This window comes from Pseudomonas asiatica (assembly GCF_009932335.1).
Lineage (GTDB): Bacteria > Pseudomonadota > Gammaproteobacteria > Pseudomonadales > Pseudomonadaceae > Aquipseudomonas > Aquipseudomonas asiatica.
In genome coordinates, this window is sequence record NZ_BLJF01000003.1 from 466586 (window position 1) to 479144 (window position 12559).

Genomic DNA, 12559 nt, shown 5'->3' on the forward strand with positions numbered 1-12559 from the left:
AGGGAAATGCGGCGCTTGAAAAATGGTTATATAAACATTCTCAAACAGTATTTTTAAGAATAATCCCGCCTCACTACTATTGCCCTCAAGCCAGGCGCAAATCCCCTTCAAACCTCAGCCCGGCACCCTCACTCCAAGGAGAACGAGCATGAGTGCATCTCTGCGTAGCATCGACGGTCAGGACGAAGCCACCATTCTGCGGGAAATCCAGAGCGCTCTGCGCGACCTGCGATTCGGTGCGGTGGAGATCACCGTGCACAACGCTCAGGTCGTACAGATCGAGCGCAAGGAGAAGTTCCGCCTGCAGCAGCCCGGCAACAAGACCGGCTGATCGCACCACACATTCAAAAACTAGAAAAATGCCAATCGGGAGCTTCACCATGTCCATCCGCCGTTATGCGCTTGCCGCCCTGGCCAGTGCTGTTTTTGCCGGTTCCGCCATCGCCAAGGACTACGAACTGCTGAACGTGTCCTACGACCCGACCCGCGAGCTGTACCAGCAGTACAACGCCGAGTTCATCAAGCACTGGCAGCAGGCCCACCCGGGCGACAAGGTGAAGATCCAGCAATCCCACGGCGGTTCGGGCAAGCAGGCCCGTGCGGTGATCGATGGCCTGCGTGCCGACGTGGTGACCCTGGCCCTGGCCGGCGACATCGATGAAGTCGCCAAGCTCGGCAAGACCCTGCCAGACAACTGGCAGACCCGCCTGCCGGATGCCAGCACCCCGTACACCTCGACCATCGTGTTCCTGGTGCGCAAGGGCAACCCTAAAGGCATCAAGGACTGGGGCGACCTGATCAAGAAGGATGTGTCGGTCATCACCCCCAACCCGAAAACCTCCGGCGGCGCCCGCTGGAACTTCCTGGCGGCCTGGGCCTATGGCCTGAAGGCCGGCGGTAGCGAAGAAAAGGCCAAGGAGTACGTGCAGGAGCTGTTCAAGCACGTCCCGGTGCTGGATACCGGCGCCCGTGGCTCGACCATCACCTTCGTCAATAACGGCCAGGGCGATGTGCTGTTGGCCTGGGAAAACGAAGCCTTCCTGGCGCTGAAGGAAGACGGTGGCGCCGACAAGTTCGAGATCGTCGTGCCGTCGTTGTCGATCCTCGCCGAACCGCCGGTTGCGGTGGTGGACAAGAACGCCGAGAAGAAGGGCAATACCGAGATTGCCACCGAATACCTCAAGCACCTGTACAGCCCGGCCGGGCAGAAGATCGCAGCCGAGAACTTCTACCGCCCGCGTGACGAGAAGGTCGCTGCCGAGTTTGGCAAGCAGTTCCCGAAACTGGACCTGGTAACCATCGACAAGGACTTTGGTGGCTGGAAGACTGCACAACCGAAATTCTTCAATGATGGCGGTGTGTTCGACCAGATCTATCAGGCACAGTAAGGGCCAAGGAAAAGCGGGGCCGCCATGCGGCCCATCGCGACACAAGGCCGCTCCTACAGAGGTACGCGCACCCCTGTAGGAGCGGCCTTGCGTCGCGATGGGCTGCAAAGCAGCCCCAGGATTTCAGAAGCTAGCACCAGCCCGGGATCGTTCCCGGGCCAAGTGCGTTCAACCAGGGATATTTATGTCACGCCGCATTTCCCCCGTCATACCCGGCTTCGGGCTGACGCTGGGCTACACCTTGGTGTACCTCAGCCTGATCGTGCTGATACCGCTGGCCGCCATGTTCGTGCATGCCGCGCAGCTTACCTGGGAGCAGTTCTGGAACATCATCAGCGCACCGCGGGTGATCGCCGCGCTCAAGCTGAGTTTCGGCACCGCCCTGTTCGCCGCCATCATCAACGGAGTGATCGGCACCCTGCTGGCCTGGGTGCTGGTGCGCTACACCTTCCCCGGGCGCAAGATCATCGATGCGATGATCGACCTGCCGTTCGCCCTGCCCACGGCTGTAGCCGGTATCGCCCTGACCGCCCTGTACGCGCCCTCGGGCTGGGTCGGCCAGTTCGCCACCGACCTGGGCTTCAAGATCGCCTACACCCCACTGGGCATCACCCTGGCGCTGACCTTCGTCACCCTGCCGTTCGTGGTGCGTACGGTGCAGCCGGTGCTGGCCGACATTCCGCGTGAAGTGGAGGAGGCCGCTGCCTGCCTGGGCGCCAAGCCGCTGCAGGTGTTCCGCCATGTGCTGGCGCCAGCGCTGCTGCCTGCCTGGCTGACAGGTTTTGCCCTGGCCTTCGCCCGCGGCGTGGGCGAGTATGGTTCGGTGATCTTCATTGCCGGCAACATGCCGATGAAGACCGAGATCCTGCCGCTGCTGATCATGGTCAAGCTCGACCAGTATGACTACACCGGCGCGACCGCCATCGGCGTGCTGATGCTGGTGGTTTCCTTCATCCTGCTGCTGCTGATCAACCTGCTGCAGCGCCGCATCGAAACCCCTTGAAGGAGGCCGGCATGTCCAGTTCATCCCTGAATGCAACCGCCGCCGCCAACGCTGCCCGCCGGGGCAGCGCCACTTCGCGGCGTATCCTGATCGGCCTTGGCTGGCTGGTGTTCGCGCTGTTCCTGCTGCTGCCACTGGTGATCGTGGTGTCGCAGGCGCTGAAGAACGGCTTTGGCACCTTCTTCGAGGCGATCTTCGAGCCTGACGCATTGTCGGCGCTGAAGCTGACCCTGCTCGCCGTGGCTATTTCGGTGCCGCTGAACCTGGTGTTCGGTGTCAGCGCCGCCTGGTGCGTGAGCAAGTACACCTTCCGTGGCAAGAGTATCCTGGTCACCCTGATCGATCTGCCGTTCTCGGTGTCGCCGGTGATCGCGGGCCTGGTCTACGTGCTGATGTTCGGCGCTCAAGGCCTGTTCGGGCCATGGCTGCAGGACCACGATATCCAGATCGTGTTCGCCCTGCCGGGCATCGTCCTGGCCACCATCTTCGTCACCGTACCGTTCGTGGCCCGTGAGCTGATCCCGCTGATGCAGGAGCAGGGCACGCAGGAAGAGGAGGCCGCGCGCTTGCTCGGCGCCAATGGCTGGCAGATGTTCTGGCACGTGACCCTGCCGAACATCAAATGGGGCCTGATCTACGGGGTGGTGCTGTGCACCGCGCGGGCCATGGGCGAGTTTGGCGCGGTGTCGGTGGTGTCCGGCCACATTCGCGGCGTGACCAACACCTTGCCGCTGCACGTGGAGATCCTCTACAACGAGTACAACCATGTCGCGGCCTTCAGCGTGGCCAGCCTGTTGCTGATCCTGGCGCTCTTCATCCTGCTGCTCAAGCAGTGGAGCGAGAACCGTATTAACCGCCTGCGCCACAGCGCCGCGGAGGAATGATTCATGTCGATCGAAGTTCGTAACGTCAGCAAGCGCTTCAACAGCTTCCAGGCCCTGGACAACATCAACCTGGACATCAACAGCGGCGAGCTGGTGGCCCTGCTCGGCCCTTCCGGCTGCGGCAAGACCACGTTGCTGCGCATCATCGCCGGCCTGGAAACCCCCGACCAGGGCAATATCGTGTTCCATGGCGAGGACGTGTCCGGCCATGACGTGCGCGACCGCAACGTCGGTTTCGTGTTCCAGCACTACGCGTTGTTCCGCCACATGAGTGTGTTCGACAACGTTGCCTTCGGCCTGCGCATGAAGCCCAAGGGCGAGCGCCCGAGCGAGAGCAAGATAGCCGAGAAGGTGCATGAACTGCTGAACATGGTGCAGCTGGACTGGCTGTCCGACCGCTACCCCGAGCAGTTGTCCGGTGGCCAGCGCCAGCGTATCGCCCTGGCCCGTGCGCTGGCGGTGGAACCCAAGGTGCTGCTGCTGGACGAGCCTTTCGGTGCGCTGGATGCCAAGGTGCGCAAGGAGCTGCGCCGCTGGCTGGCGCGCCTGCACGAGGACATCAACCTGACGTCGGTGTTCGTCACCCACGACCAGGAAGAAGCCATGGAGGTGGCTGACCGCATCGTGGTGATGAACAAGGGCGTGATCGAACAGATCGGCTCGCCGGGCGAGGTGTACGAGCACCCGGCCAACGATTTCGTCTACCACTTCCTCGGTGATTCCAACCGCCTGGCCCTGAGCGAAGGACATCATGTGCTGTTCCGCCCCCACGAAGTGTCGCTGTCGCGGCACGAGACCGAAGGGCACCATGCGGCCGAGGTGCGCGACATTCGGCCGTTGGGCGCGACCACGCGGGTGACCTTGAAGGTGGAGGGGCAGAGCGAGCTGATCGAGGCCGAAGTGGTCAAGGACCATGACAGCCTGACCGGGTTGGCGCGGGGGGAGACATTGTTCTTCCGGCCAAAGGTTTGGCAGAAGGTGGCGGATATCTGAGTCGGCTTTGATGATGAAAAAGCCCAGGGTTGGTCCTGGGCTTTTTTATGCCTGATGGATTGCCGGGGCTGCTTTGCAGCCCATCGCCGGCAAGCCAGCTCCCACATTGACCGCGTAACACCGTTCCCTGTGGGAGCTGGCTTGCCGGCGATCGAGGGCGCAGCCCTCGCGGCAATCTCATGCCTTACGCGAATATTTCGCATGCCGGCAATGCATGATTGAAAACCCGCCCGGCCACAGCCCGCGAATTCCGCGGCTTTGCCACAATCCTTCAAAAACTATATTCAGTAAAGTTCTAATCATAATTTTAAACATTACTTTAAGTGATAAGCCCCTGGCCCCGATGATTCAGCCACACACCTGAATCGAGTCCCAGGAGTTTGATCAATGGGTAATGTCCAGTCGGCCGTCAGGGCCTACGACCAGCCATGGCGCCCGGCCCCGGGTGACCTGGTCGACCTTGGACGCACGCTTCGCCTCCCGCTTGGCCAGCTGCGCTTGCAACGCACGCCTGTCAGTGGGCTCAAGCGCCGCGACAAGCTGGTGCTGGGCCTGCTGGTGCTGGCCCTGCATGGCGCAGCAGCGTATTGGGTCAACCAGGCACCAACGCCCGAGCTGCCGGTGGTGCCACCGCAAGTACCGCCGATGACCATCGAGTTCGCCGCGCCAGCACCGCCTGTAGTCGAACCACCGCCACCAGCCCCGGCACCGCCGGTGGTCCAGTCGCCACCGCCGGCCGTGGTCGACGAACTGGCCGCCAAGCCCAAACCCAAGCCAAAGCCCGTGCCCAAGCCGGTGGTCAAGCAACAGCCCAAACCTCAGCCCAAGCCGGTCGAAGCACCGCCGCCAGCCCCTGTGGCCGCTCCGGCCCCGCCAGCACCACCCGCGCCGGCCCCGGTCACCCCGGCATCGGCCAACGCGGCGTACCTGAAGAACCCGGCGCCGGAGTACCCGCAGATGGCCCAGCGCCGCGGTTGGGAAGGCACCGTGCTGCTGCGCGTCGAGGTGCTGCCCAGCGGCAAGCCCGGACAGATCCAGATCCAGAAGAGCAGCGGCCGTGATGCCCTCGACGCTGCCGCACTGGCCGCGGTCAAGCGCTGGAGTTTCGTGCCTGCCAAGCAGGGTGACGTGGCCCAGACCGGCTGGGTCAGCGTGCCGATTGATTTCAAGCTTCGCTAACTTTTTCGCAGAACACAGGAAGACATCATCATGAGCCTGCTGGCATCCCCCCTCCAATCCGTTGAAAGCGCAGTCATCTGGCTGCTGGTCGGTTTTTCTGTCGTCACCTGGGGCCTGGCCCTGGTCAAGGTCGTGCAGTTCGTGCGGCTGAAGAACCAGGACAAACGCTTCCACCAGCAATTCTGGGCCGCCTCGAGCCTGGACTCGGCTGCCGAGCCCAGCCACCACCTGCCAGGCCCTGTCGCCCGTGTTGCCCAGGCCGGTTATGCCGCCATCGCAGTCGGTGACAGCCAGGCCAATGACCTGAGCCACGCCATCAACCACCAGGACCGCCTGGAGCGCGCCCTGCGCCAGCAGATCGTGCGTGAGCGCCGTTCGCTGGAAACCGGCCTGGCGGTGGTCGCCAGTATTGGCAGTACCTCGCCCTTCATCGGCCTGTTCGGCACCGTCTGGGGCATCATGGAAGCGCTCAAGGGCATCAGCGCGGCTGGTTCCGCCAGCCTGGAAACCGTGGCCGGGCCGATTGGCGCGGCACTGGTGGCCACCGGCGTGGGTATCGCCGTCGCGGTGCCGGCGGTGCTGGTCTACAACTACTTCCTGCGCCGCCTCAAGCTAACCGCCGCCGACCTCGATGACTTCGCCCACGACTTCTACAGCCTGGCGCAGAAGAGTGCTTTCCGCGTGCTGGTGCACCCGGCCGTGCACAGGCCCCAGGCCGGTTTCACCCAACCGGTGAAGGAGGCGTCCTGACATGGCCTTTTCGACCCAGGACAGCGACGAAGTCCTCAGTGAAATCAACGTCACGCCGTTGGTGGACGTCATGCTGGTGCTGCTGGTGGTGTTCATCGTCACCGCGCCGCTGCTGACCAATGCCATCCCCATCAACCTGCCCAAGACCGAGGCTGTGGCCCCGGTGGAGCAGAAGGACCCGCTGGTGGTCAGCATTGATGGTGACGGCAAGTTGTTCATCAACAAGGACGAGATCCAGCCAGACCTGCTGGAAACCAGCCTCAAGGCTGCCAAGGACAAGGACGGGGAGCTGCGCGTACAGCTGCAGGCCGATGACGGCGTGAACTACGGCGAAGTGGCGCGGGCCATGGCGGCTATCGAACGTGCCGGGATCAGCAAGCTGGCGGTGATTACCGCGCGCTGAACCCGTCAACTTTCTTCAGGCAAGTGCTTAGGGGGCATATCTCTTGGCAGGGGATGGCTCCTTTTTTTTGCGTGATCCCTGTGGGAGCGGGCGTGCCCGCGAACACGGGCGAAGCCCGTGCCATCCACCGCGGTGCTTGCTTCGCGGGCATGCCCGCTCCCACAGGGGTCGCACAAGATATTGAGATTTTTGGTTATTAATAAATAGCTTCTTATTCCTTTACTGGTATAACTCCCTCCCTATACTTGTCTCCAAGCACGCAAACTCACCGGAGGCGTCCCCATGCGCAATGAGTCGATTCGTTACCTGATTGTGCCGGGCTGGCAAGGATCGCCAGACAATCATTGGCAAAGTCACTGGCAGCGCACCCTGCCGAACAGTATGCGGGTCGAGCAGAACGACTGGCTGACTCCGCAACGCCAGGACTGGGTGCAGGCACTGGAGCAGGCGATTGCCGCCGAGCGCTCGCCGGTGATTCTGATTGCCCATAGCCTGGGCTGCATAACCGTCGCTCATTGGGCCGCGCAGGCCAGCCCGGCCCTGCTGCGGCGGGTACGTGGCGCGCTGCTGGTGGCACCCGCTGACGTGGAGCGGCCGACCTGCGCGCCAGCTCTGCGCAACTTCGCACCGATCCCGACCGAAGCACTGCCATTCCCCAGCCAGGTGGTCAGCTCGGACAACGACCCGGCCGTGAGCGTGCCAAGGGCGTTGTATCTGGCCCAGGTCTGGGGCGCCGAAGCAGGGCTGCTGACCAACGCCGGGCACATCAACGTCAAGTCCGGCCATGAGCGCTGGGAACAAGGTTTCGCCTACTTGTATCGCTTGCAGAGCCGGGTCGAGCAGCGCGCACTGCGCCGCGCCTGATCGCCCTTACTGTTTACCGTTTGCCTGACGCCCGGCCATTGAAGGCCTGGGGCGGGAGTTCGTCATGACTTTTCAAAACCCTTTTGGCCAGCCGTTGCTGACCTTCCCTGAACTGGACAAGAGCCCGCTGAGCATCCGCGCCAAGGCGCTGGTGTTCATCGACCCACGTTCGCAGCAGTTGCGCGAGGAGCTCGAGCACCTGGCGCCACAATCCTTGCCGGTGCTGATCCGTGGCGAAACCGGCACCGGCAAGGAACTGCTGGCCCGGCAGATCCACCGTGCCAGTGACCGCAGCGGGTTGTTCGTGTCGGTCAACTGCGCTGCCATCAGCCCCACCTACGCCGATGCCGAGCTGTTCGGCTACAGTGCCGGCAGCCAAGGTGGCACAGCCAGCAGCCGTGCCGGCTGGTTCGGCTCTGCCAACGGCGGCACGTTGTACCTGGACGAGATCGCCGACTTGCCGCTGGCCATCCAGGGCAAGCTGCTGGCCGCCCTGGAAAACCGCGAGGTTACCCGGGTGGGCGCGCAGCAGCCGCAACCGGTGGACGTGCGCCTGGTGGCCGCTACCAGCATCGATCTGGCGCGGGTGGTGCGCGCGGGGCGCTTCAACGAGCGCCTGTACCAGTACCTGCGCGAGGGAGCGCTGGAGCTACCGCCACTGCGCGAGCGGCCGGGCGATATCCTGCCGTTGGCCGAGTACTTCGTGGGCATCTACAGCGTGCGCCTGCAGCGGCCTGTGCCGCTGGTTAGCGAGGCGGCACAGCAGGCGCTGGAGGCACACCCCTGGCCCGGCAACACCCGTGAACTGGAGAATGTCATCCACTTTGCCTTGCTGCTGAATGATGGCGAGGAGATCCTGGCAGAGGACCTGGACCTGCCCGATCCTGCGCGCTAGGCACTGCTCAAAAGCAAAATGGCTGATAGCATTTTGTTTTTGGAATAAGCAGCTAAATAAAAGATATTTTTGCGGAATAAAAAATCTGGGTATTGTCCGCCTCACGCCCGCTGGTGAACCGGTTGGGCACCCGATTCGCCATCGTCGATGGCCCAGAACCAGAACAAGGATCACCATGAAGAAGACCCTGCTGACCACTGCCCTGGCCGCTGCCCTGTCGTTTGCCGGCCTGGCTACCGCCGCCGAGAAACTGGTTGTCGCCGCCACCCCGGTACCGCACGCCGAAATCCTCGAGCTGATCAAGCCGACCCTGGCCAAGGAAGGTGTGGACCTGCAGATCAAGGTTTTCACCGACTACGTGCAGCCGAACGTGCAGGTTGACCAGAAGCGCCTGGACGCCAACTACTTCCAGACCCTGCCTTATCTGCAGAACTTCAACGAAGGCAAGGGCACCCACCTGGAAACCGTGATCGGCGTGCATGTCGAACCCTTTGGTGGTTACTCGAAGAAGGTCAAGAGCCTGAGCGAACTGAAAGAAGGCGCTACCGTTGCCATCCCTAACGAGGGCAGCAACAGCGGCCGCGCCCTGCTACTGCTGCAGAAGGCTGGCCTGATCACCCTGAAGGATCCGAAGAACGCCCTGGCCACCCCCAAGGACATTGCCGAGAACCCGAAGAAGCTGAAGTTCCGCGAGCTTGAGTCGGCCATGCTGCCGCGCGTGCTGGACCAAGTCGACCTGGACATGATCAACACCAACTACGCCCTGGAAGCCGGCCTGAACCCGGCCAAGGACGCGCTGGTGATCGAAGGCAGCGACTCGCCATACGTGAACTTCCTGGTCGCCCGCCCGGACAACAAGGACAGCGAAGCCATCCAGAAACTGGCCAAGGCCCTGACCAGCCCGGAAGTGAAGGAATTCATCGCCAAGAAGTACCAAGGTGCGGTGCTGCCGGCGTTCTGATGCGCTTGCATTACCTTGCATGACCCAACGCCGACACTCTTGTGTCGGCGTTTTCATTTCTGGGCTTTAGCCGCGAAGAATTCAACCCGGTGCATGGCACCGGCTGCGCCGGTGTTCGCGGCTAAAGCCGCTCCCACAAGGTCCTGTATGCGCCGGCAATACATGCCATCAGCGCTGAATTCTCAGTGATATGTATATATGAAAAAGATATTTATTAAAAAGTTTTTAGATCATTAGAGTCTATTTATCGTGCCCACGCGCACCCTGCAGACCTGCTTTACCCATGACCCTCGACACCACATTCATCCTTGGCACGCTGCCCGCCTTCCTCAAGGCCGTGGGCGTGACCCTGCAGGTCGGCCTGATCGCCATCGCCACCTCGCTGCTGGTCGCTCTGGTCAACGCCACACTGCTGGTATTACGCACCCCGTACCTGTGGCGCCTGGTAAAAGCCTACGTGGAGCTGGCCCGCAACACGCCGCTGCTGATCCAGCTGTTCTTCGTCTACTTCGCCTTGCCCAGCCTGGGCCTGAAGATTTCCGGCTTTGCCGCTGCAATCTTCACCATGACCTTCATGGGCGGTGCCTACCTCACCGAGGTGCTGCGTGCCGGCATCGAGGCCGTGCCCCGTACCCAGCTGGAGTCCGGGCGCTCCATCGGCCTGTCCGAAGGCCAGCTACTGCGCCATGTGGTGCTGCCCCAGGCGGGCATCCTCAGCCTGCCGGCACTGTTCGCCAACTTCGTCTTCCTGCTCAAGGAAACCACCGTGGTGTCGGCGGTGGCCGTGCCGGAAATTCTCTACACGACCAAGAACTACATCGCGCTGTACTACAAGACCTATGAAATGCTCACCGTGCTGACCCTGCTCTGTGTGCTGCTGTTCCTGCCGCTGTCCTTGCTGCTGCGCTATATCGAAAGGAGGCTGCAACATGGCCAGTTCGGCGTCTGAACTGCTGCTGCAGGCATTGCCGCAGCTGGCTGGCGGCGCGGCGCAGACCCTGGCCATCTCTGCGCTGGGCATCCTCTTCGCGACGCTGGGCGGTGTGCTCTATGGCGTGCTGGCAACCTTGGGCAACCGGGCCCTGAACATTGCCTTGCAGGTGTACCTGGAGCTGTTCCGTGCCATCCCGGTGCTGGTCTGGCTGTACCTGGTGTTCTTCGGCCTGCCGATCTTCCTGGCGCTGAGCATCCCCAGCTTCTGGTGCGCGGTACTGGTGCTGGGCCTGTGGGGCGCCAGCGAGGTGGGCGAGGTGGTGCGTGGCGCGCTGCGCTCGCTGCCGTGCGGCCAGCGCGAGGCGGGGTTGTCGATCGGCCTGGCCGGCTGGCAGCTGTATGGCTACGTGCTGTTGCCACAGGCGCTCAAGCGCATGACCCCGCCAACCATCAACATCTACACGCGGATCATCAAGACCAGCTCGCTGGCGGTGCTGATCGGCGTGGTCGAGGTGATCAAGGCCGGCCAGCAGATTATCGAACGCACCTACGAGTCGGTGCTGATCTACGGCGCCTTGTTCCTGTTCTTTTTCATCGTCTGCTATCCGCTGTCCGCCGCTTCACGCGTGCTGGAACGCCGCTGGGCCCACTCATGAGCGCATTGATCGAATTTCAGGGTTTCAACAAGTTCTTTGGCGAGCACCAGGTGCTCAAGGACGTCGACCTCCAGGTGGCGGCCGGCGAGGTGGTGGTCATCCTCGGCCCCAGCGGTTGTGGCAAAAGCACGCTGCTGCGCTGCCTCAACGGCCTGGAGCAGGCCCACGGCGGCCACCTGCGCCTGGCCGGGCAGGAGCTGCTCGACCCGCGCACCGATTGGCGCGAGATCCGCCAGCGGGTCGGCATGGTGTTCCAGAGCTATCACCTGTTCGGTCACATGAGCGTGATCGACAACCTGCTGCTTGGCCCGCTCAAGGTACAAAGGCGCGAGCGCGCCGAAGCCCAGGCCCAGGCCGAGGCGTTGCTGGCGCGGGTCGGCCTGCTGGACAAGCGCGACGCCTTTCCCCGGCAATTGTCCGGGGGCCAGCAACAGCGCATCGCCATCGTGCGTTCGCTGTGCATGAACCCCGAGGTGATGCTGTTCGACGAGGTTACCGCAGCCGTCGACCCGGAAATGGTCAAGGAGGTGCTGCAGGTGATCCAGGGCCTGGCCCGCGACGGCATGACCTTGCTCATCGTTACCCACGAAATGGCCTTCGCTCGCGCGGTGGCCGACCGCATCGTGTTCATGGAGGCCGGCAGGATCCTTGAACAGGGCGACCCCGAGAGCTTCTTCACACGACCGCGGACCGCACGCGCGCAGCAGTTCCTGGAGAAATTCTCCTTCGTAGAAAGCCTGCCGAAGACACTGCACAAGGAACTGTCATGAAAACTGCCAACCTCACCAAACTGCTGGCGCCGTTGTTCGGCCTGGCCCTGCTGGCCGGCTGCAACAAGGCTGAAGAGCCACCCAAGCCGGCGGCGGCCTCGCCGGCCACCAGCTACCTGGAAACCATCAAGGCCCGCGACAAGCTGATTGTCGGCGTGTTCACCGACAAGCCACCGTTCGGTTTCGTCGATGAGCAGGGCCGCTACGTGGGCTTTGATACCGATATCGGCCGGCGCCTGGCCAAGGACCTGCTGGGTGATGAAAACAAGGTCGAGTTCGTTGCCGTGGAGCCGGCCAGCCGTATCCCGTTCCTGCAGAGCGACAAGGTCGACCTGATTCTCGCCAACATGACCGTGACCCCGGAGCGCAAGGAAGCGGTGGACTTCACCAACCCCAACCTGCGCGTTGCCGTGCAGGCCATCGTCGCGGATGGCAGCCCGGTGCAGAAGCTCGACGACCTGGCCGACAAGACCATCATCGTCACCACCGGCACTACCGCTGATATCTGGCTGACCAAGAACCACCCGGACTGGAAACTGCTCAAGTTCGAGAAGAACAGCGAGTCGCTGCAGGCGCTGGCCACCGGGCGTGGCGATGCCTATGCGCAGGACAACCTGATTCTGTTCAGCTGGGCCAAGCAGAACCCGGGGTACCGCGTGCTGCCTGAGCTGCTGGGTGACGAGGCACCGATTGCACCGGCGGTGAAAAAGGGCAACACCGAGCTGCGTGACTGGGTGAATGCCGAGCTGGCCAAATTGGGGGAGGAGAAGTTTCTGCTGAAGCTGTATGACCAGTATGTACGCAAGGAACTGAGCGATGACACCAAGCCGGAAAGCGTGATTGTGGAAGGGGGCAAGTGGCAGGGTTAGTCGGGTAAATG

Annotated in this window: 15 protein-coding genes; all 15 read left to right on the top strand. The window is 62.6% G+C overall.

Translation table 11 applies throughout. From position 1 onward, the window contains the following. The first annotated feature begins 148 nt into the window (after positions 1 to 148). The 15 genes from oscA (at position 149) to GYA95_RS24770 (ending at position 12548) form a co-directional block, all read left to right on the top strand. Positions 149 to 331, top strand: coding sequence for a sulfur starvation response protein OscA (gene oscA, locus GYA95_RS24700; protein ID WP_003258557.1), 183 nt, complete (start codon positions 149 to 151; stop codon positions 329 to 331). 49 nt (positions 332 to 380) lie between these two features. Then, entirely contained in the window at positions 381 to 1388 is a 1008-nt protein-coding gene (locus GYA95_RS24705) for a sulfate ABC transporter substrate-binding protein (RefSeq protein ID WP_013974696.1), read from the top strand. Between the two features lie 184 nt (positions 1389 to 1572). Further along, the gene (gene cysT / locus GYA95_RS24710; protein WP_013974695.1) at positions 1573 to 2391 is read left to right on the top strand and encodes a sulfate ABC transporter permease subunit CysT; all 819 of its coding nucleotides are present in this window, start codon (positions 1573 to 1575) and stop codon (positions 2389 to 2391) included. Positions 2392 to 2402: 11 nt separating this feature from the next. Beyond that, positions 2403 to 3275, top strand: coding sequence for a sulfate ABC transporter permease subunit CysW (gene cysW, locus GYA95_RS24715; protein WP_015272212.1), 873 nt, complete (start codon positions 2403 to 2405; stop codon positions 3273 to 3275). Positions 3276 to 3278: 3 nt separating this feature from the next. After that, complete coding sequence (locus tag GYA95_RS24720; RefSeq protein WP_013974693.1) at positions 3279 to 4268, top strand: sulfate/molybdate ABC transporter ATP-binding protein; 990 nt, start codon at positions 3279 to 3281, stop codon at positions 4266 to 4268. Positions 4269 to 4655: 387 nt separating this feature from the next. After that, the gene (locus tag GYA95_RS24725) at positions 4656 to 5447 is read left to right on the top strand and encodes an energy transducer TonB (protein WP_015272211.1); all 792 of its coding nucleotides are present in this window, start codon (positions 4656 to 4658) and stop codon (positions 5445 to 5447) included. 30 nt (positions 5448 to 5477) lie between these two features. Next, positions 5478 to 6197 (top strand): MotA/TolQ/ExbB proton channel family protein, encoded by a 720-nt coding sequence (locus GYA95_RS24730; RefSeq protein ID WP_015272210.1) that lies wholly within the window; start codon positions 5478 to 5480, stop codon positions 6195 to 6197. 1 nt (position 6198) lies between these two features. Next, on the top strand, positions 6199 to 6600 hold the full coding sequence (locus tag GYA95_RS24735; RefSeq protein ID WP_054573412.1) for an ExbD/TolR family protein: 402 nt from the start codon (positions 6199 to 6201) through the stop codon (positions 6598 to 6600). 282 nt (positions 6601 to 6882) lie between these two features. Further along, positions 6883 to 7464 (top strand): alpha/beta hydrolase, encoded by a 582-nt coding sequence (locus GYA95_RS24740; protein ID WP_015272208.1) that lies wholly within the window; start codon positions 6883 to 6885, stop codon positions 7462 to 7464. 64 nt (positions 7465 to 7528) lie between these two features. Beyond that, positions 7529 to 8359, top strand: coding sequence for a sigma 54-interacting transcriptional regulator (locus tag GYA95_RS24745; protein WP_015272207.1), 831 nt, complete (start codon positions 7529 to 7531; stop codon positions 8357 to 8359). A gap of 175 nt (positions 8360 to 8534) precedes the next feature. Beyond that, positions 8535 to 9320 (top strand): MetQ/NlpA family ABC transporter substrate-binding protein, encoded by a 786-nt coding sequence (locus GYA95_RS24750; RefSeq protein WP_013974690.1) that lies wholly within the window; start codon positions 8535 to 8537, stop codon positions 9318 to 9320. Positions 9321 to 9603: 283 nt separating this feature from the next. Further along, the gene (locus tag GYA95_RS24755; RefSeq protein WP_015272206.1) at positions 9604 to 10269 is read left to right on the top strand and encodes an amino acid ABC transporter permease; all 666 of its coding nucleotides are present in this window, start codon (positions 9604 to 9606) and stop codon (positions 10267 to 10269) included. Then, positions 10250 to 10909 (top strand): amino acid ABC transporter permease, encoded by a 660-nt coding sequence (locus GYA95_RS24760; RefSeq protein ID WP_015272205.1) that lies wholly within the window; start codon positions 10250 to 10252, stop codon positions 10907 to 10909. Before GYA95_RS24755 ends, GYA95_RS24760 begins: the two co-directional genes overlap by 20 nt. After that, the gene (locus GYA95_RS24765; protein WP_015272204.1) at positions 10906 to 11679 is read left to right on the top strand and encodes an amino acid ABC transporter ATP-binding protein; all 774 of its coding nucleotides are present in this window, start codon (positions 10906 to 10908) and stop codon (positions 11677 to 11679) included. The genes GYA95_RS24760 and GYA95_RS24765 overlap by 4 nt, the downstream gene beginning before the upstream one ends. Further along, positions 11676 to 12548, top strand: a complete 873-nt coding sequence (locus tag GYA95_RS24770) for a transporter substrate-binding domain-containing protein (protein ID WP_015272203.1) — start codon at positions 11676 to 11678, stop codon at positions 12546 to 12548. The genes GYA95_RS24765 and GYA95_RS24770 overlap by 4 nt, the downstream gene beginning before the upstream one ends. Positions 12549 to 12559: the final 11 nt, after the last annotated feature.

Excerpts from the sequence above, each read along its gene's own strand:
- GYA95_RS24705 (WP_013974696.1), top strand. The coding sequence starts at position 381 with ATGTCCATCCGCCGTTATGCGCTTGCCGCCCTGGCCAGTGCTGTTTTT.
- GYA95_RS24745 (WP_015272207.1), top strand. The coding sequence starts at position 7,529 with ATGACTTTTCAAAACCCTTTTGGCCAGCCGTTGCTGACCTTCCCTGAA.
- GYA95_RS24725 (WP_015272211.1), top strand. The coding sequence starts at position 4,656 with ATGGGTAATGTCCAGTCGGCCGTCAGGGCCTACGACCAGCCATGGCGC.
- GYA95_RS24750 (WP_013974690.1), top strand. The coding sequence starts at position 8,535 with ATGAAGAAGACCCTGCTGACCACTGCCCTGGCCGCTGCCCTGTCGTTT.
- GYA95_RS24720 (WP_013974693.1), top strand. The coding sequence starts at position 3,279 with ATGTCGATCGAAGTTCGTAACGTCAGCAAGCGCTTCAACAGCTTCCAG.
- oscA (WP_003258557.1), top strand. The coding sequence starts at position 149 with ATGAGTGCATCTCTGCGTAGCATCGACGGTCAGGACGAAGCCACCATT.
- cysT (WP_013974695.1), top strand. The coding sequence starts at position 1,573 with ATGTCACGCCGCATTTCCCCCGTCATACCCGGCTTCGGGCTGACGCTG.
- GYA95_RS24730 (WP_015272210.1), top strand. The coding sequence starts at position 5,478 with ATGAGCCTGCTGGCATCCCCCCTCCAATCCGTTGAAAGCGCAGTCATC.
- GYA95_RS24755 (WP_015272206.1), top strand. The coding sequence starts at position 9,604 with ATGACCCTCGACACCACATTCATCCTTGGCACGCTGCCCGCCTTCCTC.
- GYA95_RS24760 (WP_015272205.1), top strand. The coding sequence starts at position 10,250 with ATGGCCAGTTCGGCGTCTGAACTGCTGCTGCAGGCATTGCCGCAGCTG.
- GYA95_RS24735 (WP_054573412.1), top strand. The coding sequence starts at position 6,199 with ATGGCCTTTTCGACCCAGGACAGCGACGAAGTCCTCAGTGAAATCAAC.
- cysW (WP_015272212.1), top strand. The coding sequence starts at position 2,403 with ATGTCCAGTTCATCCCTGAATGCAACCGCCGCCGCCAACGCTGCCCGC.
- GYA95_RS24740 (WP_015272208.1), top strand. The coding sequence starts at position 6,883 with ATGCGCAATGAGTCGATTCGTTACCTGATTGTGCCGGGCTGGCAAGGA.
- GYA95_RS24770 (WP_015272203.1), top strand. The coding sequence starts at position 11,676 with ATGAAAACTGCCAACCTCACCAAACTGCTGGCGCCGTTGTTCGGCCTG.
- GYA95_RS24765 (WP_015272204.1), top strand. The coding sequence starts at position 10,906 with ATGAGCGCATTGATCGAATTTCAGGGTTTCAACAAGTTCTTTGGCGAG.